The 24,058-nt window shown below is 39.1% G+C and carries 21 protein-coding genes; 4 read left to right on the top strand and 17 right to left on the bottom strand.

Going from position 1 to position 24,058, the window contains the following annotated elements; translation table 11 throughout:
• Positions 1–95 precede the first annotated feature (95 nt).
• Together AACZ49_RS00175 and AACZ49_RS00170 are read left to right on the top strand one after the other, a co-directional pair.
• The gene (locus AACZ49_RS00175) at positions 96–1,439 is read left to right on the top strand and encodes an OmpA family protein (protein WP_339650403.1); all 1,344 of its coding nucleotides are present in this window, start codon (positions 96–98) and stop codon (positions 1,437–1,439) included.
• 70 nt (positions 1,440–1,509) lie between these two features.
• Positions 1,510–4,251, top strand: coding sequence for a PD-(D/E)XK nuclease family protein (locus tag AACZ49_RS00170; protein WP_339650401.1), 2,742 nt, complete (start codon positions 1,510–1,512; stop codon positions 4,249–4,251).
• A 3-nt stretch (positions 4,252–4,254) separates the two neighbouring features.
• Here AACZ49_RS00170 and AACZ49_RS00165 read toward each other — a convergent pair whose 3' ends face one another.
• A complete protein-coding gene (locus AACZ49_RS00165; protein WP_339650400.1) occupies positions 4,255–4,965 on the bottom strand; it encodes an SDR family oxidoreductase in 711 nt (236 codons plus the stop codon).
• Between the two features lie 117 nt (positions 4,966–5,082).
• On the opposite strand from AACZ49_RS00165, the gene AACZ49_RS00160 reads away from it, so the two are divergent.
• Positions 5,083–6,399 (top strand): sugar porter family MFS transporter, encoded by a 1,317-nt coding sequence (locus tag AACZ49_RS00160; RefSeq protein ID WP_339650399.1) that lies wholly within the window; start codon positions 5,083–5,085, stop codon positions 6,397–6,399.
• 57 nt (positions 6,400–6,456) lie between these two features.
• Here AACZ49_RS00160 and pcaF read toward each other — a convergent pair whose 3' ends face one another.
• The 7 genes from pcaF to pcaH are packed head-to-tail and all read right to left on the bottom strand — an operon-like array spanning position 6,457 to position 13,936.
• Positions 6,457–7,662 carry a 3-oxoadipyl-CoA thiolase gene (gene pcaF / locus AACZ49_RS00155; protein WP_339650397.1) on the bottom strand — a complete coding sequence of 402 codons (1,206 nt, stop codon included), beginning with the start codon at positions 7,660–7,662 and terminating at the stop codon, positions 6,457–6,459.
• 4 nt (positions 7,663–7,666) lie between these two features.
• Positions 7,667–9,013: a 3-oxoacid CoA-transferase gene (locus AACZ49_RS00150; RefSeq protein ID WP_339650395.1), complete on the bottom strand. Its 1,347-nt coding sequence runs from the start codon at positions 9,011–9,013 to the stop codon at positions 7,667–7,669.
• 9 nt (positions 9,014–9,022) lie between these two features.
• Positions 9,023–10,216: a 4-hydroxybenzoate 3-monooxygenase gene (locus AACZ49_RS00145; protein WP_339650393.1), complete on the bottom strand. Its 1,194-nt coding sequence runs from the start codon at positions 10,214–10,216 to the stop codon at positions 9,023–9,025.
• 4 nt (positions 10,217–10,220) lie between these two features.
• Positions 10,221–11,351: a 3-oxoadipate enol-lactonase gene (gene pcaD / locus AACZ49_RS00140; protein ID WP_339650392.1), complete on the bottom strand. Its 1,131-nt coding sequence runs from the start codon at positions 11,349–11,351 to the stop codon at positions 10,221–10,223.
• A 3-nt stretch (positions 11,352–11,354) separates the two neighbouring features.
• A complete protein-coding gene (gene pcaB, locus AACZ49_RS00135) occupies positions 11,355–12,665 on the bottom strand; it encodes a 3-carboxy-cis,cis-muconate cycloisomerase (protein WP_339650390.1) in 1,311 nt (436 codons plus the stop codon).
• Between the two features lie 14 nt (positions 12,666–12,679).
• The gene (gene pcaG / locus AACZ49_RS00130) at positions 12,680–13,222 is read right to left on the bottom strand and encodes a protocatechuate 3,4-dioxygenase subunit alpha (protein WP_339650388.1); all 543 of its coding nucleotides are present in this window, start codon (positions 13,220–13,222) and stop codon (positions 12,680–12,682) included.
• Between the two features lie 6 nt (positions 13,223–13,228).
• Entirely contained in the window at positions 13,229–13,936 is a 708-nt protein-coding gene (pcaH, locus tag AACZ49_RS00125; RefSeq protein WP_339650387.1) for a protocatechuate 3,4-dioxygenase subunit beta, read from the bottom strand.
• Positions 13,937–14,141: 205 nt separating this feature from the next.
• Between pcaH and AACZ49_RS00120 the strand changes: the two genes are divergently transcribed.
• Entirely contained in the window at positions 14,142–15,011 is an 870-nt protein-coding gene (locus tag AACZ49_RS00120; RefSeq protein WP_339650386.1) for a helix-turn-helix domain-containing protein, read from the top strand.
• Positions 15,012–15,145: 134 nt separating this feature from the next.
• Here AACZ49_RS00120 and AACZ49_RS00115 read toward each other — a convergent pair whose 3' ends face one another.
• The 9 genes from AACZ49_RS00115 to AACZ49_RS00075 form a co-directional block, all read right to left on the bottom strand.
• Positions 15,146–15,862, bottom strand: coding sequence for a galactosamine-6-phosphate isomerase (locus AACZ49_RS00115; RefSeq protein WP_339650384.1), 717 nt, complete (start codon positions 15,860–15,862; stop codon positions 15,146–15,148).
• Positions 15,853–16,425, bottom strand: a complete 573-nt coding sequence (locus AACZ49_RS00110) for a gluconate 2-dehydrogenase subunit 3 family protein (protein WP_339650383.1) — start codon at positions 16,423–16,425, stop codon at positions 15,853–15,855. The genes AACZ49_RS00115 and AACZ49_RS00110 overlap by 10 nt, the downstream gene beginning before the upstream one ends.
• Positions 16,407–17,507: a Gfo/Idh/MocA family oxidoreductase gene (locus tag AACZ49_RS00105; protein WP_339650381.1), complete on the bottom strand. Its 1,101-nt coding sequence runs from the start codon at positions 17,505–17,507 to the stop codon at positions 16,407–16,409. Before AACZ49_RS00105 ends, AACZ49_RS00110 begins: the two co-directional genes overlap by 19 nt.
• Positions 17,497–18,987: a GMC family oxidoreductase gene (locus AACZ49_RS00100; RefSeq protein ID WP_339651425.1), complete on the bottom strand. Its 1,491-nt coding sequence runs from the start codon at positions 18,985–18,987 to the stop codon at positions 17,497–17,499. The genes AACZ49_RS00105 and AACZ49_RS00100 overlap by 11 nt, the downstream gene beginning before the upstream one ends.
• A 389-nt stretch (positions 18,988–19,376) precedes the next feature.
• Entirely contained in the window at positions 19,377–19,817 is a 441-nt protein-coding gene (locus tag AACZ49_RS00095; protein ID WP_339650379.1) for a hypothetical protein, read from the bottom strand.
• A gap of 210 nt (positions 19,818–20,027) precedes the next feature.
• Positions 20,028–21,098 carry a two-component regulator propeller domain-containing protein gene (locus AACZ49_RS00090; RefSeq protein ID WP_339650378.1) on the bottom strand — a complete coding sequence of 357 codons (1,071 nt, stop codon included), beginning with the start codon at positions 21,096–21,098 and terminating at the stop codon, positions 20,028–20,030.
• Between the two features lie 187 nt (positions 21,099–21,285).
• Entirely contained in the window at positions 21,286–21,765 is a 480-nt protein-coding gene (locus AACZ49_RS00085) for a DUF3592 domain-containing protein (RefSeq protein WP_339650376.1), read from the bottom strand.
• Between the two features lie 56 nt (positions 21,766–21,821).
• On the bottom strand, positions 21,822–22,769 hold the full coding sequence (locus AACZ49_RS00080) for a restriction endonuclease (protein WP_339650374.1): 948 nt from the start codon (positions 22,767–22,769) through the stop codon (positions 21,822–21,824).
• A 239-nt stretch (positions 22,770–23,008) separates the two neighbouring features.
• A complete protein-coding gene (locus tag AACZ49_RS00075) occupies positions 23,009–23,965 on the bottom strand; it encodes an NAD(P)-dependent alcohol dehydrogenase (protein WP_339650373.1) in 957 nt (318 codons plus the stop codon).
• Positions 23,966–24,058: the final 93 nt, after the last annotated feature.

Below are 24,058 nucleotides of genomic sequence, written 5' to 3'. Positions count from 1 at the left end.
TAAATGCGTAAAAAAAAATAGGAAATTGATTTTGTTAATAATATTTAACAAGTTACATTTGTCTCTAATAAACACTTAAACTTAAAAATTTGAAAATGAAACATCTTAGCAAATTATTGGTTGTTGCCCTACTTGTGGTAGGTATCAACAGCATACAAGCGCAAGACGAGAATAACCCTTGGCAAATACAATTCGGGGTTAATGCCATTGACGTATATCCTACTGGGGATGTAAGTTCTTTCGGTAATGAATTCTTTAATGTGAACGACCACTGGAATATTTTACCTTCTATTTCTTATGTAGGAGTATCTAAGAGTATAGGAGACGGCTTCTCTATTGGAGCAAGAGGTTCTCTTAACAAAATCAGTAAATTAGGTGACGTTAGCGTTGATGATTTATCTCATTATGCTATAGATGGTACAATAAAATATGATTTAATCAAAAGAACAACGGTAATTGATCCTTTCATTGAGATTGGTGGTGGTTATACTTGGGTTGATGAAATCGGAGCTGGAACTGCAAATGGTGGTATTGGATTCAACATTTGGTTTTCAGAAAATGTAGGTCTTACATTACAATCTAATTACAAGCATGCTTTTGAAGATTACGGTGTAAAACATCTCCAACACTTAGCTGGTATTTCAGTTAAGTTTGGTGGTACTGATACTGACGGTGATGGTGTTTACGACAAAGATGATGCTTGTCCTGAAGTTGCTGGTCTTGAAGCATTCAACGGTTGTCCTGATGCTGATGGTGATGGAATCGAAGATAGCAAAGATGCTTGTCCTAACGAAGCTGGTTCGAAAGAAATGAACGGTTGTCCTGATGCTGATGGCGATGGTGTTGCTGATAAAGATGATGCTTGTCCAAACGAAGCTGGTCTTCCTGCATTAGCTGGTTGTCCTGATGCTGATAGCGATGGTGTTGCTGATAAAGATGACGCATGTCCTTCTGAAGCTGGTCCTGCTGAAAACAAAGGTTGTCCTTGGCCTGATACTGACGGAGATGGTGTACTTGATAAAGATGATCAATGTCCTGAGGTTGCTGGTACAGTAGCTAACGCTGGTTGTCCTGAAGTAACTGAAGAAGTACAAAAGCAATTGAATGATTACGCTAGAACTATCTTATTTGATACTGGTAAATCTTCTATCAAAGCTGAGTCTACTTCTGTAATGGTTGACATTATCACAATCCTTAAAGAATACCCTAACGCTAAGTTTACTGTTGAAGGTCATACTGATAGCGTAGGTAGCGAAAAATTAAACCAAAGTCTTTCTGAGTCAAGAGCTCTTTCTGTAAAAGAATTCTTAGTTGACAAAGGAATAGAAGAGTTTAGATTATCTGCAGTTGGTTATGGTGAATCTAAGCCAATGGCTACCAATAATACAAGAGCTGGTAGAGCTCAAAACAGAAGGGTAGAAATCAACTTAGTAAAATAAGTTAGACTAACCTAAGTGTTTTTAATTAACAAAAGCTCCGCATATAGCGGAGCTTTTTTATTTTTACTATATGCAGAGCTTTATAGAAGACGTAATCAAAGATGTTATTAGTAAAAATCCAGACACTGGTAAAGTTATTTATATTTTACCCAGTAAACGTGCCGGTGTATTTCTAAAGAAGATATTATCTAATACGATTACTAAAACGGTAATCACGCCAGAAATATATAGTATTGAAGACTTTATTGAAAAGGTTTCCAACTTGGTTACTGCTAATACTACCACACAGCTTTTTGAACTCTATAATGCATATTTATGTGTTGGTGATTATGATAAAGAATCATTTGATTCATTTTTAAAATGGGGCCAAATATTATTACAAGATTTTAATGAAGTAGATAGATATTTAGTAGATGCTTCCAAGTTATATAGAAACATAGAGGCAATACAAGAAATCAACCATTGGTCTTTGAATACGGGAAAATCCGAAATGATCGAAAATTATCTTCATTTTTGGAAGTATTTAGAAGAAATCTATAGCTTATTCAATGCCAACTTAATTAAACAAGGGCTAGGTCATCAAGGGCTTATATACCGAGCTTCTGTTGAGCAATTACCTAGCTATATTTCAAACATTACCAAGAAGCATATATTTCTTGGTTTTAATGCCTTAAACAGCGCAGAAAGTATCCTTATCCAAACCATTCTCGAAAAAACAGGGGCAACTATTTATTGGGATATAGATCCCTCCTTTTTGCAAGACACCATTCACGATGCTGGCTATTTTATTAGAAACTACCAAAATACTTGGGGAGTTCTTAAAGGTAAAAATCTTAAAGGACCATCCAATTACTATACTACTGAGAAGCATATTGAAATTATTGGCGTGCCTAAGAATATATCGCAAGTGAACTACGTAGGTGATTTACTTTATAAACTTCAAAATGAACATCCAGAAGCGCTTACGAATTCAGCTATTGTATTGGGCAATGAAGAATTATTAAACCCTTTATTAAATTCAATTCCTGAAAATATTCCGGCTACTAATATTACTATGGGCCAAAAACTAGAATCAACTCCATTAGCAAGTTTTTTCACAAATCTCATAGACTTCCATGAACAAAAAACCGAGAAAGGGTGGTTTTACAAAAACCTATTAAACTTACTCACGCATTCTTATGCTGTATTACTTTTTGATACAAACAAAGTGTCTGCCGAGGCATTAATAACGAAAATAAAAACAAATAACTGGTCTTATATCTCCAGTTCTCAAATTGAAAATTTAATCCCAACAAATGCCATTTTATCATTATTGTTTAAGGATACCAACAACAATCCAAATACCTTAATTGATAACTTTTTGGTACTTGTTGAATCTATTAGAACTATAGACGTAGTTAAGGAAAACGCTCTATTATTAGAACAATTATATAGATTTTATACGTTATTCAATCAGCTTAAAGATTTATGCACTAATTTTTCTTATATAAATAATCTCAAAAGTTTTAAGCATCTTTTTAAGCAGCTATTAACTACCGAAACTTTAGACTTTCAAGGTAATCCTATAGAAGGTATTCAAATTATGGGAATGTTAGAAAGTAGACTTCTAGATTTTGAAACTATTATTATTACCTCGGTTAACGAAGGTGTCTTACCCTCTGGTAAATCTAATAATTCGTTTATCCCTTTTGATCTTAAAATTAAAAATGGATTACCTACGTATAAAGAAAAAGATGCGGTGTATACCTACCATTTTTACAGATTACTTCAGAGAGCTAAGAACATTTATATTGTATACAACACCGAACCTGATGCTTTAGAGGGTGGTGAAAAAAGCAGGTTGATTACACAACTACTAACCGATGAAAATAGAACCGATATCAAAGAGTATATCGCTACCCCAAAAATACAGTCGGTTACTAGAGAAAATGAAACAATTTCTAAATCGAAAAGCCTAATTACCTTAATTCAAGAAAAGGCAAATAAAGGCTTTTCACCCAGTTCTTTAAGCAACTACATTAGAAACCCAATAGATTTCTACAAACAAAACCTATTGAACATTAACGATGTTTTACAAGTAGAGGAAACTCTTGCGCCTAATACATTTGGCACCATTGTACATGACAGCTTAGAAGAACTTTATACTCCATTAGTTGGAAAAAATCTTACTGTTGCGCTTTTAAATGGCATTAAAAAGAATATCCCACAAATAGTATCACACAACTTTGAAAAGACCTACAAAGAGGGGAATATTAGCTCTGGAAAGAATTATATTTCATTTCACGTTATCCTTAAATACATTCAAACATTTATTGACGCCGAAATAGCACTAATAGCTAATCACAAAATAAAAATTATTGCTTTAGAACAATCCTTAGAAATTCCGTTTCATATAAACGGACTTGATTTTCCCATAAAGATAAAAGGAAAATTGGATCGTGTAGATGAGTTTGATGGAATTACCCGCATTATAGATTACAAAACAGGTAAAGTAGAACGAAGGAATGTAGAAATAATGGACTGGGAGACATTATCTGGGGAATACCAGTACAGTAAAGCCTTTCAATTACTGTGTTACGGATTAATGTTTTTTAAAACATATCCTTCAGAGCATTTATCGATACAAGCAGGAATTATTTCATTAAAAAATTTCGCGGAAGGCACATTACTTTTTGCACAAAAGGAATCTGCCCGAGGAGCCAAAAATCACATTATTACTAAAGAAGTGATTTCTGAATTCGAACAGATTCTTGGACAACTAATTACAGAAATTTGTAATCCTGATATTCCGTTTATAGAAAAAGAGGTGTAACAATTATTTTTTGTCAGGTCTAGTAGGTCTAACCTCTATTTTACTAGGCAGTGTTCTTGGATTCATTTTTAATAAATCTAACACCAACTCCCCAATATCCTCTGGTTGAATTTTCCATGCATCACTTTCATCTGGCTCATGATTATTAAAATGAGAAGCTACAGAACCAGGCATAATCGTAGATACCTTAATATCATATTTTCTTAAGTCCAACATAGCGGCTTGGGTAAAACCTACAACACCAAATTTAGATGCATTATAACCCGCTCCGTTTGCGAAGAAATTAGTGCCCGCTAAACTCGCTAGCGTTATATAATATCCTTTTGATTTCTTTAATTGCTCTACAGAAGCTTTTAGAGTGTGGAAAGCTCCATTTAAATTGGTATCTATCATTTGATGCCAATCCTTCTCGCTCATTTCATCTACAGGTGCAAAATTACCCACTCCTGCATTCGCTAGAACAGCATCTAACTGGCCCCAAGTATCTACAATTTTAGAAACTGCCTTCTTTTCATCCTCCATTTTAGAAACATCAGAAACAATTCCTAAAACCGAATCATTGTTGAATTCCTTTAAAGCTTTATCAACACTCCCCTTTGTTCTTCCACTTATAGCGACTCTCATACCTTTGTTAAGCAATGTTTTTGCTACACCGAAACCTATTCCTTTAGTACCTCCAGTAATATAAACCACCTTATTTTTTAAATCTTTCATTTTTTTATTTCTAAATATCAATACAAGTTACCATTTAAAGTATTTTATTGTTGTTGATAAAGAATAAGATTTAATCGATTCGATTTATTATATTTAACATTAACATAAATTTTAGAAATGAACAGAATATTAATTTGGTCTATTACTGTAGCATTAGCGGGTTTCTTATTTGGTTTTGATACTGTCGTAATTTCCGGTGCAGATAAACAATTACAAGCATTATGGCACAGTTCAGATTCTTTTCATGGTTGGGTTGTTATTTCTAGTGCATTATGGGGAACCGTACTTGGTGCCTTGTTTGCCGGTTATCCTACCAACAAATATGGTAGAAAAAATACTTTAATTTGGATTGGTATACTTTTTAGCGTATCTGCTATAGGCTCCGCTTTATCGAATGATCCGATTACTTTTGCAATTTTTAGGTTTATAGGTGGTATTGGTGTTGGTGTCTCAACCATTGCCGCTCCTGCGTATATCTCTGAAATTTCACCAGCGGAAAAAAGAGGTAAATTGGTCGGTTTCTATCAGTTTAGCTTAGTTTTCGGTATACTTATAGCCTTCCTTTCCAATTATATGCTTAGTGGTTTAGGTGAAAATTCATGGAGATGGATGGTCGGTGTTGAAGGTATTCCTGCAATTATATATACACTTTTTGTACTTACAGTACCTAAAAGTCCGAGATGGTTGATTATTAAAGGTAGAATTGATGAGGCACGTAAGGTTCTTAAGCTTATTGACCCAGATGGAGATATTGATAAAGAGATTGAATCAATACAGCAAGACGATAAAAATACAGTAAGCGGAGAATCTATTTTCATGAAAAAGTATCGCTTTCCATTGATCCTTGCCTTTTTAATTGCCTTTTTTAACCAAGTATCTGGAATCAATGCATTTTTATATTATGCTCCCCGTATTTTTGAAGAAGCGGGCCTAGGCGAGAGCACGGCACTTTTAAGTAGTGTGGGTATTGGAGTAACAAATATGTTATTTACTCTTTTAGGAATCAATTTAATTGACCGATTAGGGCGTAAACAATTAATGTATATAGGCTCCGTAGGTTATATTGTTTCCCTGTCGCTTGTTGCATGTGCTTTCTTTTTTCAGTGGGAAGGTATGGCTGTTCCCATCTTTTTATTCTTATTTATAGCAGCTCATGCCATAGGTCAAGGAAGTGTGATTTGGGTATTTATTTCAGAAATATTTCCCAACCACCTTCGCGGTAGCGGACAAGCATTCGGTTGTTCCGTACATTGGATCTTAGCTGCAGCGATACCGGCAGCTGTACCTTTCTTATTTTCCACGATTGGTGCAGGAACAGTTTTCCTATTCTTTGCATTTATGATGGTATTGCAACTATTATGGGTGCATTTTATGATGCCGGAAACAAAAGGAGTTTCGTTGGAAGAACTTAGCAAAAAACTGATTAAGAAATAGAACAAGATGCGCGTATACAGTAAGCCAATTACTAAATAATTTACGCGCTTTATTTTTTTACATCCTTTCAATAATCATTGCATAGCCCATTCCCACTCCAACGCACATGGTCGCCAGGCCATAGGTGCCATTGCTGCGTAGTAATTGATTTGTAGCGGCTTGTACGATTCTAGTTCCTGACATTCCCAATGGATGGCCTAAAGCAATTGCACCGCCATTAGGGTTTATTCTTGGGTCATTGTCTGCCAACCCTAGTTCACGTGTACAGGCTAAAGCCTGTGCGGAAAAAGCTTCGTTAAATTCTAAAACATCCATATCGCCTATGGTCAATCCTGCTTTGGCCAGTGCTTTTCTGGTGGCATACACCGGACCTATGCCCATAATTTTAGGCTCAACGCCAACCACGGCCGAAGTTATGATGCGTGCCTTTGGTGTTAAGCCATAGTGATTTAATGCTTCTTCTGAAACAATCAACATGGCCGCCGCTCCATCGTTTAATCCCGAAGCATTGCCTGCCGTAACTGTACCCTCTTTTTTGAAAACCGTACGTAAGCTGGCTAATTTCTCAAGAGTGGTATCGGGTCTTATAAATTCATCTTGATCAACGATAATCGATTCACCTTTTCGCTGTGGAATTTCTACTGGACAAATTTCTTCCGCTAGTATTCCGTTTTGTTGCGCTTTAACAGCTTTCATTTGAGAATTATAGGCAAACAAATCTTGGTCTTCCCTACTGATGCTGAACATTTCCGCCAAATTCTCTGCGGTAATCCCCATGGCATCCGTACCATATAAATCATGTAATTTTTTGTTCACAAAACGCCATCCGAAACTGGAATCTTCCATTTTAGAATCATTGCCAAATGCTGCAGAAGGTTTTGAAACCACTAATGGTCCACGAGTCATGTGTTCCATCCCTCCGGAAATAAAAACATCGCCATCACCGGCTTTAATTGCCCTATTGGCGTGAATTATGGCCGACATGCCCGAAGAGCATAATCTATTTATGGTTTCACCAGGTACGGAATAGGGTAGGCCCGCTAGCAATAATGCCATACGGGCAACATTTCTATTGTCTTCCCCGGCTTGGTTATGGCATCCTAGAATTACATCATCAATGGCCTCTTTTGGCAAGTTGGGGTATATGTCCAACAATGCCTTTATAGGAATAGCGGCCAAATCATCTGCCCTAACGGGCGACAAAGCCCCTCTAAAACTTCCTATGGGTGTACGTATGGCGTCAACGATATATGCTTCTTTCATAGTGCTATGCTAATTGTTCCACAAATTTTGCTTCGGTTTTTTCCCGTACTTCCGCTATAGAACTACCAGGTAATATTTCAATTAATGTTAATTGACCTTTAATGAATTTAAAGACAGCCAATTCGGTAATCAGCATATCCACACACTTAAAATCGGTAATGGGCAAAGTACATTTTTTAACCACTTTTGAGGCTCCCTCACGATCGGTATGCTGCAAGGTAATTATTAATTTTTTTGCCCCGGATGCTAAATCCATTGCCCCACCAACGCCTAAAAGTGGTTTTCCGGGTACGGCCCAATTCGCCAAATTTCCCTGTTCATCCACTTCTAATCCACCCATAATGGCTACATCAATATGACCGCCACGAATCATGGCAAAACTATCGGTGCTATCAAAATAACTACTACCGGGTAATGCAGTAACCGGAACTTTACCTGCATTTACAGGATAAAACATTGCCCCACCACCATCTTTTGGTTCTGGGCCAACACCAAGCATTCCGTTTTCGGTATGTAAAATAATTCCGTCTTCCGGTTGTATAAGATCAGCTACCAAAGTTGGTATCCCGATACCCAAATTTACCACATCACCTTGTTCCAATTCGGCAAAGGCTCGTTTGGCCATATTCATACGTTTTTCGTCAATGACCTTACTAGATCCTACAGATGCCGATGAGCCCAAATCCTCTTCCGTTAATTTACGTTCTACCAAATAATCTACAAAGCAACCAGGGGTATGAATTTGGTTTGGATCTATTTCGCCGACAGGCACAATTTCCTGTACTTCTGCAACCACAATGTCTGCCGCCGTTGCCATGGCCCTATTAAAATTTTGCTCGGTCATTCTATATTGAAGGTTTCCGGCCGTATCCGCTTTCCAAGCCCTTATAAATGCTACATGACCACGAATTCCCTCTATAAAAACCTGTTCCCTGCCGTTGATGATTTTGGTTTCCCTACCATCCGCAATTTGGGTTCCTGCCGATGTGGGGGTAAAAAATCCGCCAATACCAGCGCCACCGGCCCGTATGGCCTCGGCCAAAGTCCCTTGCGGTAACAGTTCATATTCCACACGACCTTCTTGTGCCGCCAAAACCGCTTCCCTGTTCGAGGTGAAAAAAGACCCGATCATTTTTTTTAACTGGCCGTTGTTCAATAAACGACCCCCACCCATATTGGGCTCGCCTACATTGTTTGCCACAAAGGTTAACTCTTTGGTATCGGTTTTGGCCAATTCGTGTATAATGTTCACGGGGTTGCCTGTCATTCCAAATCCACCACCTAAGATGACATCACCATCTTTTACCAATCTTGCCGCTTCTGCCGCACTTATTACTGGAACCTTCTTCATTTTTAATTATTAAAAGTCATACGTCTCAAAGGGCAATCCCACATAATTTTCAGCGATTGTGGTTTTATATGCTTTGGACATTTTGATGTAGTTGAATTTTGCTTTCTGCAATTTATAGGAATAGGAGCCGTGGGCTTCTTGTTTGTGGAACAGCTGGGTCATATAGTTGGAAAAATCCTGTGCCCGCCAAATTCTCCTCAAGGCCATTTTGGTATAATTATCCAATTGCCCAAAACTATTGTGCTTGTAAAAATCCACGATACCGTCTACCAAATGTTTAATGTCCGCTACGGCCAGATTTAAACCCTTACCACCAGTTGGGGGAACGATATGCCCTGCATCGCCGGCTAAAAATAAACGTCCATATTGTAGATTATCGATCATGTGGCTTCGCATTGGGGTAATGCTCTTATCGAATATAGGACCGGATTTTAAGTTCCATCCCTCGGTTCCCAATCTCACGGACAGTTCCTCCCAAATACGCTCATCTGGCCAATTTTCCATGTTTTCATCATTATCCACTTGCAGGTATAATCTGCTTACAGTCTCTGAGCGAAGACTGTGTAACGCAAAGCCGTTTTCATGATAGGCATAGATCAACTCATCCGTAGAGGGTGCCACATTTGCCAGAATACCCAACCAACTGAATGGGTAGGTGATATCATAGGACTGGTAACTTTCCTTCGGCATAGTTTTACGACCAATTCCGTGAAATCCGTCACAGGCAGCCACAAAATCACAAGAAATAATACCTTCTTCACCATTTTGCGTAAAATGTATTTGAGGATTGTCCGTATCAAAATTCGTTATTTTGGTAGCCCCTGCTTCAAAATAAAGTTGTTGTCCGTCCTCTAACCAAGCATCCGTGAGGTCTTTCACTACTTCTTGTTGTCCGTAAATGGTTATTTGCCTTCCACCCGTCAGTTCGGCAAACGGCACATGTATACGTTCTTGGTCAAAACTTAGATATACCCCGTCGTGGGTAATGCCTTCTTTTTGCATGCGCTCACCTAATCCCATATCATTGATGATATCAACGGTGTTCTGTTCCAAAAGTCCTGCTCGTACACGTCCCTCTACATATTCCCTACTTCTTAACTCTATAATTACGGAACTGATACCGTTCTTTTTTAACCAATGCGCTAAAGTTAATCCGGCCGGTCCTGCGCCAATAATTCCTACTTGTGTTTTAATCTTAATCATGTCGTTACAATTCGATTCCTAGTTCATGAATAACTTCTTGTGCGGTATGCAATGCCTCGTTTGCTGCGGGCAGTCCGCAGTATATTCCCGATTGCATAATCAATTCCTTAAGTTCGAAAACACTTAATCCATTATTGAATGCAGCTTTCACATGCATTTTAAACTCCGATTTTCGGTTTAGGGCAATCAGCATGGCCAGTGTAATCATGCTTCTACTGTGTTTTGTTAATCCTGGGCGTGTCCAAATTTCGCCCCATGCGTAATTGGATATAAATTCTTGAAAATCTTCGTTGAATACATTTTTAGTGCCATTGGCACGGTCTACATGGGTATCGCCTAGAACAGTTCTTCTTACGTGCATACCGCGGTCAAAAGTGCTCGTGCCAATTAGAAAATCAATGAGGCTTTCCACATAGTCTTTTGGACGTTCCGTACTGGGTAAATGTCTGGCGTGAAAAACCTTTATTATGGCATTCGGTATTTCTTGCTGCATAATTTCTGCCTGTGCTCTAGTGGTCACTTCATCCTCATCTCCTGTAATGATCAATGTTTCTACGGAAATGCTTTTTAGATCGGCCCTAAAATCGGCATCGCGAACTACGGCACAACAAGAAGTATAGCCTTCCGGATTATTGTTTAAAAACATGGTAGTCATTTCCGCTAAGCGGGATGGATTGTCGGTTCTAAATTCATCGGTAAACCATTTTACCATCGTGCTTGCTACAATGGCGGACATTCCTTCTTCGGAAATTGTATGTATACGACCGTTCCATCCATCTGCAGTGCCTATTTTGGAATCGGTATTGCTGATCACCAACTTGTGCAATCGTTCCGGATGGTTTATGCCCAACCACTGCCCGATCAGTCCACCCAAGGACAACCCGCAGAAGTAGACCTTTTCCAGGTGTAAATCGTCCAAAAGGTCAATAACATCTTGCCCAAGCATTGCCACGTTATATTCACCTTCGGTGGTTTCACTTAAACCATGCCCTCGGGTATCGTACTGCAATACTCTAAAATAAGGCAAGAGGTAAGGCACCAATTCGTCCCACATAGCCATAGTTGCCCCTAATGAATTGGAAAATACCAAAACGGGACTGTTGGGTGTACCCTGAATTTTATAATTGGTCTTCATGTATTACGAATAAGATTTTAAAACGTGTTCTACCCATGCCACACTATTACCGATGGCATTTTTGGGCTCGAACAGTTCATTATTGTTTTTTAGTTGCGGATGCATTTCCAATACCACCTCTTTTAAGTGTTTTTGTTGTTGCATAGCGATGGTACATGCTTTTTTAACGGATTCATGCGCCTGCATTTTTCCGAGGGATTTTGATAAGTACAGCGATACTTTTTCGGCATAGATCAATCCATTGGTAATTTCAATGTTTTGAAGCATCCGTTCTTTATCCACCTCTAAATTTGTAATCAGATCGACCGCCTTTTCCATAGATCCACCGGTAAGGTTCATCAGTGTTGAGAGCGTTTCCCATTCGGCATGCCAGAGTCCGGCAGAACGTTCCTGTTCCTGTGGCATGGAAGCCAATATGGTAGCCACCAAACCTGGCGTTCGTGTGGTATTGCTCAATATGAGGGCACAGCCTACTGGGTTTCGTTTATGGGGCATGGTACTGGACCCTCCTTTACCTTCGGCGGCACCTTCAAAAACTTCAGCCACTTCTGTCTGCATCAACAGGGAGATATCTTTTGCTATTTTACCCAAAGAACCGGACAACACCCCTAAAAAAGAAGCGAATTCCGCCAACGAATCGCGCTGCGATTGCCATGGAAATGACGGGTTCAAATCAAGAATTTTGGCAAATTCTACTTGAACCTCGCTGGTAATATTGGCATTGCCGCTACCTACCGCACCACCCAACTGAATACAGAATAAACGCTTTTTTAATTCGCCCAATCTCGTTTTATTTCTAGAAATACCCTCTAACCATCCGGCCGATTTTAGACCGAACGTCATCGGTTTTGCCTGTTGCAACAATGTTCTGCCCATCATTAGGGTATGTACATGTTCTTTGGTCAGTGTTACCAAGGCGTCTTGTAAGGCTGTTAGTTTTTCTTCCAACCAACCCACATATTCCTTCATGGTGAGTATGGTGGCCGTATCGATGATATCTTGGCTCGTTGCCCCTAGATGCACATATTTAGACGCTTCAAAATCGCGGTTCTTGATGACCTTGGTCAATTGCTTTACCAAGGGGATGGCCACATTACCGCCCAGCACCACATCGTTCTTTAAGGCGTTGCTGTCTATAGCCTCAACCACACAGCAATCTGAGATAATCCTTGCCGCCGCGCTGGGTACAATACCAATTTTGGCCTGTGCCAAGGCCAATGCGGCTTCTACTTGCAACAATTTGGCAATAGCCGTTCTATCCGAAAACAGTTCGTACAGTTCACTGGCATAAAAGGTTTTGGAATAGAGCGACATAGGTTCTAATGTTATTATAGGGAAAAGAAAACGGTTTCCTTCGGTCCCTGCATGTGAATATCAAATGTATAACCGTTCCCATTCTGCTTTGCGATTAGGGTTTGTTTTCTTTCGTCTGCAACACCGTTTAAAACTTCATCGGTAATATTCAAGGTTTGCTCATCTGCAAAATAGATGCGGGTATAGGAATGTAATAATTGCCCACGCATAAACAATATTACATGTATAAAAGGTGCCTGCCCGTTAACCGACTTAGGCTTAATCGTCTTAAATTTAAATAGATTTCCTTCTTCCGTACCCGTTCCATATCGCCCGAACAATTTATGATCGCCATCCTCTTGCCAAAGTTCTATCATGGCATCATCGATAGGTATATGCTTGCCGTCATAGACGGTTCCCGTTATCGTAATGGTTTCCGCGCCATGTACCCCTTTGGTCATGTCATTATCTACCCAGCTTTCAAAATTATAGCCGTATTGTTGCGGTGTAAGTCCGTAGGCAAAATAGGGTCCTATGGTCTGTGAAGGGGTCTGTTTTTTTAATTCTGATGTCTTCATGGTCGTTTACAGATTTTCGAAGGGGGTTGTATTTTTTCCGCGTAATACGATATCAAATCGATATCCAAGTGCAAAATTGGGTTCGGTTATGGAGCGGTCGAATTCCGATATTAATAAATCCCTACCTTTTGGTGGTACGGCCTTAAATATTGGGTCATAGGCAAACAATGGGTCGCCCGGAAAATACATTTGGGTAATCAGCCTACTAGCAATATCGCCGCCGAACAATGAAAAATGAATATGGTTTGGCCGCCAAGCATTTGGGTGGTTTCCCCATGGGTAAGCTCCTGGTTTTATCGAATAAAACTTGTACTTCCCCTGAGCATCGGTCATGCAACGGCCCGTGCCCAAAAAGTTAGGGTCTAAGGGCGCATTGTGCTGATCTACTTTATGCACATACCTTCCTGCGGAATTCGCCTGCCATAATTCAATTAATGTATAGGGTAACGGCTGCCCTTTTTCATTGGTTACCGTACCATGTACCACAATACGCTCTCCTATAGGTTCACCATCCTTTACCGAATTTTTGGTAAGGTCATGATCCAATGCACCCAATTTAAACTCTTTAAAAAGTGGACCCGATAAGGTGATTTCTTTCTTTTTAGGTACAATTAAAGGCTGTGAAGGTGCCCTTAAGATGGTTGATTTATAAGGTTCATGCAGATAGGGCGGTTGCACCTCCATATCAAATTTACTGTTGGTCGAAGCACTCATGTTTAACACTGTATTAGTACGGGCCACCGAAAATAGGGAAATACGGAAACGCTAGATTGGACGTTTTAAATAATTAATAGGACAAAATAAACATAATAACTATATTTAACTTCAAATATATCATGAATTTATATCATAAATTATTATTTTTCAGTTGTTTAAATAAAATTAGATGTAAGTAAATACCTGTTTTAAATACACATTTATGAACGATTTACTACGCTATCAAGGTCTCTATGGGGAACAACAATTGCCCCTAGTAACCGATTTTATACATATAGAACCCTTAGCGGACCGCAGTAAAATCTATGAATGGGAAATTGAAGAACATATTCATACGGACTTGGTACAATTGTTCATCATTGAGGCCGGGAGTGGAATTTTATTTTCGGAAGGTAAACGCTTAGAACTTATTTCGCCCTGTGTCATCACCGTCCCGGCCAATGTATTGCACGGTTTTCATTTTGAGCCCCATATTACGGGCGATGTCATTACCCTTTCCGTTTCATTTTACGATACCCTGTTAAAAGATAAAGCACCCATTAAACAGCAAAGCAACCTGTTGTATTGCTTTCCTTTTGCGGACAATACGGACATGTTTGCAGAATTTACGTATTGGAAAACCAAGATCCAAAAAGAAATCTTTGAAGAGGCCCCCGAAAAACTATTGGCGCTAAAAACGTATTTTGAGTTGCTGTACCTAGAACTGTACCGAGAGAAATTTAGAAATACCTCAGATGCGTTACTATCCAATAATCGCAACCTTGCCTATTTTCAGCAGTTTCAAGAGCTGATACGGCAGCACGCCCAAAACCTGCCTTCCATAAAGAAATTTGCAGATGCCATGGGAATTACCCAAACCCACCTTAACCGCGTATGCCATTCGGTAACCCGTACTTCTGCCTTAAAAGTGGTACAGGATTTCACGATCAATGAAGCCAAAAAATACTTGTTGAATACCTCATATTCGATTGCCGAAGTGGCCTATTTTCTCAATTTCAACGACCCTGGATATTTTAGTCGCCTTTTTAAAAAGAGGGTAGGCGTAGCACCGGGAGAGTTTCGGAAGGGGTAGAATTGTTGTTTGATAGATGGTTGATGGTTGATAGATTTTGTAATCCAACTGCGCTCAACATGACGGTTATTCGTATCTGGCTGTTCCCTTTTTGCTATTGGATTTAGTTGTATATATTATTTATATAAAGCCCATTAGATTATACTATCCTTATCTATAAAGCAATGTACGTTTGGATGGAGCCATAGAAAAGAGGCGGGAAGTTCGGTAGTAATTTGTCCCGTTAAAAACTGGTCTATCGTTTCTTTTTTGCCCTTTCCCGTTAATAAAAGGATAATGGCCTTAGAACACAAAATATCTGCCATACCCAAAGTAATTCCTTGGTTTGGGTTCGCTTCCATATTTTGTAGCATGTTGTGGTTTTTGGACATTTCACTAAGTTGTGCAATATGGCAATGAGCTTGTAATTTATCCGCTGGTTCATTTAAGCCAAGATGTCCATTTTTCCCTATTCCCAAGACACATATATCCAATGGCCCATGGTTCTGCAGCATGGCGTCAATTTTTTTACACACCTCATTTGAAGGAATTGAAACGTCTATTGCGTGATAACAGTTAGGAGCTATTCCCCATGGGGAAACCACATGCTTCTGTAAATAAAAATGGCAAGATGACTCACTGTTTTCGGGAAGTCCCAGCCACTCATCCAAAGGGACAATATGTGTCTTCGAAAATAATTCCAGTTCTGCTTCCCGTTCCTCGGCCAAAGAACGATACATTCCCGTTGGCGAAGCACCCGTAGCGGTGCATACCATTTGTTTTCTATTGCGCTCCAGTATCCTTAAAAATAGGTCGGCCGCTTTTTGCGACATAGCTTCATAATCCTCGCAGTAATATCGTTTTACACCCATGCTTTGTCGCCTTCTTTATAGGGTATACAGCCCTTGAATTCTTGGGGAACCTTATTGTATCGCAATGCCTGGGTAGCGCCAATTTCCGAACTAAAATAGCCCCAAAGCGTCAATTGTTTCATCATGGAAAAATAATGTATTGGTGTTTCCGCTTCATTTTTGGATGCTTCCACATCAATAACCGACAATAATTCCAATTTTGTTTCTGCGGGTAAATCCACAAAAATCGTGTTGTATTGGTCCATAGCTCGTTCTTCGAGTGTATTAATTCCGGTGATGAAAATATGCTGTTCCGCTGGTGAATAACAATCCTCTACAATGGCCTTTATGAACAGCCCAATTTGTGCCGCTTTTGCACCTAGGGAATCGGGAGTTTCGGGCAAAATGGTTTCACCAACCTCATCCAACAAATTAATAACTGATTCGGTAATACCCTCAATTTTCGTTGCTTTACGCGCACAGCCCGAAAGAAAAAAATCGGCGCCGATAATACCGACCCCTAATAGGGTCGCCGTCATCTTTACCGCCTGTCTCCTGTTGAGGTTTAATTTTGAGGTTTCCATAATTTATAAGGTCTATCGATCGTAGTATTAAAAGGCAATTTTATCTTTTTTCCCGTTCCTGCGGATTCATATGCGGCCTGTATGATCTGTAACACCATTTTGCCATCTTCCCCGGTAACCAAAGGTTGTTTGTCATACCGCACGCAATCTACAAAATGGGCCATTTCTTGTGGAAATCCATAGTTCCAAAGCTCCTCGTACATTACAAAACTCCAACCAATGGTATTGCCCGCTTTTTCCACGGCATAGCCAATACCTTTATTACTATAGGTTTGTATGGAATTTCCCTGAAGCACATCGGCATAGGCCACACCTTCCGAGCCGTGAATCTCCGCCCTATCGTCCATACCTCCCAATTTGGTCCAACTTTCCTCGGCAATTGCCGTTACCCCATTTTCAAACTCCAATATCAAAATGGCATTGTCGTCTCCTTTTGTTCTATGACGATGCACCGTGGTGGACATATGTGCATAGACAGAAACCACCGGGTTATTCGCATTCAACCATCTAAAAAATTGAATGGCATGGCAACCCATGTCCATGGTAACCCCTCCTCCCGAACGTTCTACATCCCAAAAATGATCCGAATGTGGGCCATCATGCTTTTCGGATTGCTTAAAAATGATGGGGTCGCCCAAAGAACCGGAATCCAAAAGACCTTTAAGGCGTACATACTTTGGTGTAAAACATAGCTCTTCGGCATACATCAATTTAACTTCGGCCTCCTTGCAAGCAGCGATCATTTGGTCCGCTTCGGCCATATTAAGGCATAAGGGTTTTTCTACCACAATATGTTTACCGGCCTTCGCCGCTTTCAGGGTAATATCGCAGTGAAGGTAATTGGGCGCGCCAACCACCACCATGTGCACCTCCTCCAAAGCAAGCATATCTTCCAATTGGGTAAAATACTTTGGGATATTATGGGTTTCGGCAAATTGTTTTGCGTTGCCAGGTGTGGGAGACATTACGGCAACGATCACCGCTTCTGGCACCTGTTTTAAAGATTCCACGTGAATGGACGAAATAAATTGCGAACCAATTATACCTACCCCAACTTTCTGTTCCATGATGTTATTTTTCATCAAATTTTCCGTTTTTAAATTCTTCTGCCGCAAAGTTTGCTGCACGTGCCGTGAGGGCCATGTATAGGATAGACGGACTTTGATATCCCGTACTGGTCATACAAGCGCCATCGGTAACAAAAACATTGGGGCATAAATGCAGTTGGTTCCATTCGTTCAAAAGTGAGGTTTCCGGATTGTTGCCCATTCGTACACCGCCCATTTCGTGAATGTCACGTCCAGGGTTCCAGTTTTTATTGTCACGCACTTCCACATTGGTACCCCCTATTTTTTCTAGCATCGCCTTGCTTTCACTCAAAAAATCGGCAATCATCTTTTCATCGTTATCGTCATAACTTACATCGGTCACCAATTGTGGAATACCCCAAGGATCCTTTTCGGTTTTGCTTAGGTACACGCGGTTCGTGGCCTTTGGGATGGTCTCGCCCTGCATGTACATATAAATGTGCCAATCGCCCGCTTCGGTCAATGCCTTTTTAAAAGGAGCCCCTAATTGCACTTCTCCTTTTGGTAAGCTCGATTTACGTGCTCTGTAGGCCCCGCAATAGGTGGTAAATCCGCCAACATAATCCATTTCCTTTTTTCCTAAATTCCGGTAATTGGCAATAATGGGGTCGGTAGGATTTCTGCCAAATACATAGCCATCCAAGAATCCGGGCATTTTTGCCGATGCACTGCCCCGGTACAGATGAAAACCGATATACTTGCCCAAAAGCCCATTATCGTTACCTAGTCCGTTTGGAAAACGTTCCGATTTTGAATTGAGCAAGATCATATTCGTATTCAAGGCCGAAGCATTCAAAAAAATAATCTTGGCCTTAAATTCTATCACCTCCTTGGTTTCGGCATCAATGACTTTTACACCGGAAGCCTGCCCGCTATTTTCATCGTACATAATGGAATGTACTACTGAAAATGGTCGTAAGGTCATATTCCCTGTCTTATCGGCCCAGGGCAGGGTAGAAGAAACCGAGCTAAAGTAGCCGCCATAAGGGCAGCCCCGCATGCACAGGTTACGGGCCTGGCATTTACCGCGCCCTTGTTGCAAATGCAACTCGGTGGGCTGTGTAAGGTGGGCCCATCTTGCATGCACCATGTGCCTATCCGGATAATGTTCCCGTATGCGTTCCTGCATTGCCTTTTCCACGCAACTGAACTCGAACGGTGGCAGAAATTCGCCATCTGGCATGGCCTCCAAACCATCTTTATTGCCGCAAACGCCTACGAATTTTTCTACATGGGAATACCAAGGCGCCACCGTTTTATAATCTATGGGCCAGTCCATACCATACCCTAATTTCTTAGGGGCATCAAATTCATGTTGGCTCCACCTGTGGCAAGCGCGGCCCCATGTAAGCGATTTGCCCCCAACTTGGTAGCCCCTGAACCAATCGAACGGTTTTTCCTGTACATAGGGCTGATCTTTGTCCTCAATAAAAAAATGGGCGTTGGATGCATCCAGACCGGCTGTTTTGCACATAATGGGGTTGGCCTCCTTATAGTCACGGCCCATTTCCCCACGGTACTTAAATTCCCAGATATCCTTGGTTGCGGTGGGGTAGTCTACAGGGTGTTTTACCTCCCTTCCCCGTTCCAGCACCAAGGTCTTTAAACCTTTTTCACATAACTCTTTGGCGGCCCATCCTCCTGAAATGCCCGAACCTATTACGATGGCATCAAAAATGGTATCGGTTGTTTTCATAGGGCCAAGGGGGTTTTATAAACATTAGGGAAGGTGTTGGTTTTTACCTCCTATGAATATACTCATTTCCATGGAAAATGCGAAGACCAAAATTTTTGGTTATTGGTGATTGTTGTTCGTGAGAATTCTTAATTTTCTTCTAACCTCTAATTTTAAAAGAAATGAACCTAGTCTTTTCCTAAAACAAACGTATTAAAAACATATTTCCAAGGTGTAAAGAGAATTGGGATACCGATCAAGATAAAAATTTGGGCCCAACCTTCCGCTTCGCTGCCTTCTAAGGTGCCCGAACTCCATAACGGATAGGCCACGAAAAATAGAAAAAGGCCTTTGTATAAAAGCATAAAGAGCAGTATCGGTAACATTTTTAAGGTGTGGAAAATTCCCAGACCGGATAAGGTGGTATAGGCAGCTATGGAGCACCAAGCAATGGCTACTTCCACGTTCAAATCGCCTTTATGGCTAATTAATTCTGCCCAAGCGTCTTTGGCAACGAACACGAACATGAGAAAGAAAAATAGTTTAAGCACATAAATTTTTATGGGCCAAATACCCTTGTGTTTTTCGGAAGGACGAAAAATGCGTTTAATGGAAGTTACGAATTGCATCTTAAAGGGGTTGGGTGAACCTATTGACGAATTAGAGGCTTTAATGTTACTTTAATAAAGATTTAAATTGGTAACGGTTCGTATATGAAAAGTAGGCGATTTCGAAGCTCTAAACATTCGGTTAAGAACAAAGTTTGATACGAGCCAAAAGCTTTTATTTTACTACTATTTCGCCTATTTTTTATAACATTGTTAACTGCTGCCATTTTATTATTCGTTCGTTGTCATTTCAGTTACCATTTCTCCGTCATATTTCCAAATTCCATTTGCCCCTCCAAACCAAATGTTGTCTTTTAAATCACCTATTATAAAAAACACATCAGAAAAAGTTTGTTCGTTATAGTTAAACTCAGAAAATTTTTCGCCATTAAAAATACATAAATTCCCAAATTGTGCTCCAAGCCAAAGATTACCATTTTTGGCTTCGTAAATGGCTCTTACTCTTTTATTACAAAGACCATCTGCTTCTGAATAAGTTTTAAATGACTTGCCATCATATACGGTTAACCCACTATTTCTATTTCCATTGAAGCCTATCCATATTTTTCCAGATTGGTCAGAGTAAATGGTTCTAACTTGGCTGTCACTTAATCCATCTTTAATTGAAAATTGAGTAAACTTTTTACCATCGAATTGATTGACTCCTCCGTGAGTCATTGAAGCAAACCACATATTTCCTTTGTTGTCCTTTCTAATAAATGGTATCCAATTGTGATATAAACTGTCTTCTTGTTTTTTGCCTATTTCTATTAAATAGGATTTGAAGTTTTTCCCATCGTATTTATATGCACCATAACCAGCGGTACCAATCCATAAGTTATTGTTATTATCTGTTGCTAAAGAATGTGCAGCATTCGGGCTTAGAGTGGGGTAAACAGTACTAATCCAACCTGTTGTGGTGTCTTGGTATGGTAAAGGAATATTTTTAAACTGTTTTCTGTCGTATTTGGTTAAACCGTTTTGAGTTCCGAACCACATATTATTTTTATCGTCGGAGGTAATGGAATAGACTTGGTTACTGCTTATTCCGTTTTCTTCGGTATAGTTTTTAAATGCTTTTCCATTATAATGATATATACCACCGCCATTACTGCTAAACCAAATAGTACCGTCTTTGTCGAGATAGGCATTTGAAAATCCATTCTCAGGAATCGGTATTTTGACCGTTTCTGAAACTTTCTCAGCCTGGAGAGATTGCTTTTCCTTTTTTACTTGTCCGTTACAAGAAATAAAAGACGCAGCCAAAATCGTTATAAATATATTTTTTATTAATGGTATCATTTCGTTTTTTGGTTGCAGCTAACGGTTATGTATATGAGCTGTGGCGTGTCTCGGCACAGACCTTTCCTGATAAAAACTGGCTTTGGAAAATCCGAAGGATTTTCCAAGTGAGTGCTGACCAAGCCATAGCTTATATATGGTGTTGGCATTTCGTTTTTTTTAGCGTTGATTTTATCTTTTATTATATTTAATGTCTCCACCCAGTATCCCTATTATTGAAGATGTCAAAAACATAAAAAGCACCTAACATAATTAAGAATGAAAAAATACTCACCATCATTAAATTTCTTATGAAAAAATTAAATCTGTACTGTTTTAAACCTTTTAATCTACTACTTGCCGGATTGCTTTTTACATATTCTATTTCAATTTCGTCGCCAATAGAAAGTTCTTTTGGAAAATGTTCACTTCCGTATTTATAATTTTTTCCATTCACAAAATAGGAATATTCTATATAATCAATGTCATATGCATTAACACTCCTTCCGTCATTATATTCCTCAACAACTTCCTGTGTACCAAAATTAAATATTTCTGCAGTAGTCATTGCTTTTTCCCTGAATTCAATATCGAATTCATTTTTGTCAAAATAAAAGATTGTACATAACCAGCTTATTGCAAAAGTTATGAGGAAAATAACTATGTAGTTTTTGGTCGATTTTATCATTTTAATCGTAGTCTTGTTTTTGAATGAATGAACTTTTGCGGTTTTGGCATTTCGTTCTATACTAAACTAAACAATGGTTCTTGTGGATGTGTTTTGTTTCTGTCTGGGTCAACCAAACACATATTAAAAGTGTATGCAGTATTTTTTTCTACAACTTCCTTTATACATTGTCCTCTATCCCCAAAATCTTGTTTAGTTGGTGACATTAGTACATTCTGTAAATGTGTTTCATTGCTCTTTTGTAGGTTAACAAATTTATCTTCATTACTGTTTAAATGGTGTAATATTCCCGATGATAAAAACTCATAAAAGTAAATCCATTTCATTGAAACTTTTATTTCTAAATCTGCATTGTATTTATATCCAGGTTTTTGTTTTAGCTCATATAACACATTATTATCAATCAATTCAAATTCTGAATAATTAGTGTATATACTTTTATCTCTTATTTTTCTCAACTTTGATTTTATCAGCCTAAATATATTCTGTTGAAAGGAAATCCGTTCATCTCCTTTTATTATAATATAATCATCTGGATTTATAGCCATTAGATTTTGTTGAGGACTTTTATGAGTTGTCGTAATCATCATCTGTCCTAAATATCCAACTCCGATAATATGTGGTATATTTTTTATTGGGATACCTAATTCTTTAGGCTGTATTAATTCAATTCCAATCTGTTTGGCTCTTTTTATTGCTGGTTCAGTATAACCTTGATTTGAAAATATTATAACTTTATTCGCTCTAATTTCTCCAGATAGATATTTCCCGACTAATCCGTCTATTGTTTCACTTCCTACTGCTTTATTCCAATTTTTTGCTTCGCCACATATTAAGATATCTGAAACGCCCAATTTTCCTTTAATTTTAGTGTCAATCTGTCTTTGATTTTCACTTTCCTCACCAATGTCTTTAATGTCATGTTCTACTGTAAAGTTTTTTGGTAAATCCTGTCTGCTAAATTCACAAAGAAGTAGTTCAAATTCTTTTGGTGTTAAATTCATATTTGCAATTTGTGTTTTTTAAATGAATGCCAACGTACGGATATATGTATAATTACCTATATCACCAAATATCGGTGGCTAAACGTAATCTACTAGTTGTTTTGTTCTAAATTAAAAAGGTAGGGGGAGTGCTTTGTAATTGTACTGCACAAGATAGAAATACTTACAAGAAGGGTAGTACGGTTTTCCGTAATTTTTGGCGGTTTTTTAAAAAAGCAAAAGAATTACATTAAAATTCCTCACAACATCGTAATAACCACATTGCCTGTTTTCTCGCCCTTAAGTACATATTCGTAAGCTTGGGCAATAGTATAAAGCGTATAGGTTTTGTCAATAACCGGTGTAAAAACACCCTTCTTCAACAAATCGCATATATAGGGTAGCGTTATTTTCTTGTTGTACGGTATGGGAAACACTACACTTTTTCTTGTCTTTGAGGTAAAAATCGCATAAAAAATATTTTGGGCATATGGTCCCAACTCCGAGGAAATATACACGCCTTTGTTGGTCAATAAGGGCTTACATTTCCCAAAGGTGCTTTTGCCTACCGTATCAAAAATAAAATCATACTTCTCCGTATCGGTCGTAAAATCTTCTTTGGTATAATCGTAAATTTTATCGGCTCCCAGGTTTTCTATCAACCTCCTATTTTTTGTGTTACAAGTGGCCGTTATTTTTACATCATATTGCCGTACGAATTGCAAAAGTGCAGAGCCTATGGCACCGGTTGCCCCATTGATTAGAATGTTGTGCCCCGGTTGTATATTCGTTTTATGAATAAAGGTGTAGGCATAATGGGCGCCTTCTATACTGGCTGCCGCTTCTTTATAATCGATATTTTCAGGGATTGGAAATACTTCATCTTCTGCCGATACCACATATTCCGCTTGAGACGCAGCGCCTATGTCCACAAAACCGACAACCCTATCCCCAATTTTTGAAGATTTAATATGGCTGCCCAATGCAACCACCTCACCAGCGAAATCGGTTCCCATAATTTTTTTACGTGGGGTAAACAATCCCAAAATAAACCGCATAATAAACGGTTTTGCCGTTAGGTTGGCACAATCTGTTCTATTGACCGTGGTAGCATGTACCTGTATTAAAACCTCGTTGTCCTTTGGTTCTGGTCTTTTAATATTTTCTAATGTTATTCGGCTTGGCGAGCCATATGTTCTACGTAGGGCTGCTTTCATATCCTGCAATTATTAATGATGTATGGTACGTAAATATGGGACGTAACTTAAGGGAATTTGTTACAAAAAGCAATAGCCTACCTATGTAAAGTT

This window comes from uncultured Maribacter sp. (assembly GCF_963975365.1).
GTDB lineage: Bacteria > Bacteroidota > Bacteroidia > Flavobacteriales > Flavobacteriaceae > Maribacter.
This window is presented reverse-complemented; position numbering and strand designations above follow the sequence as displayed.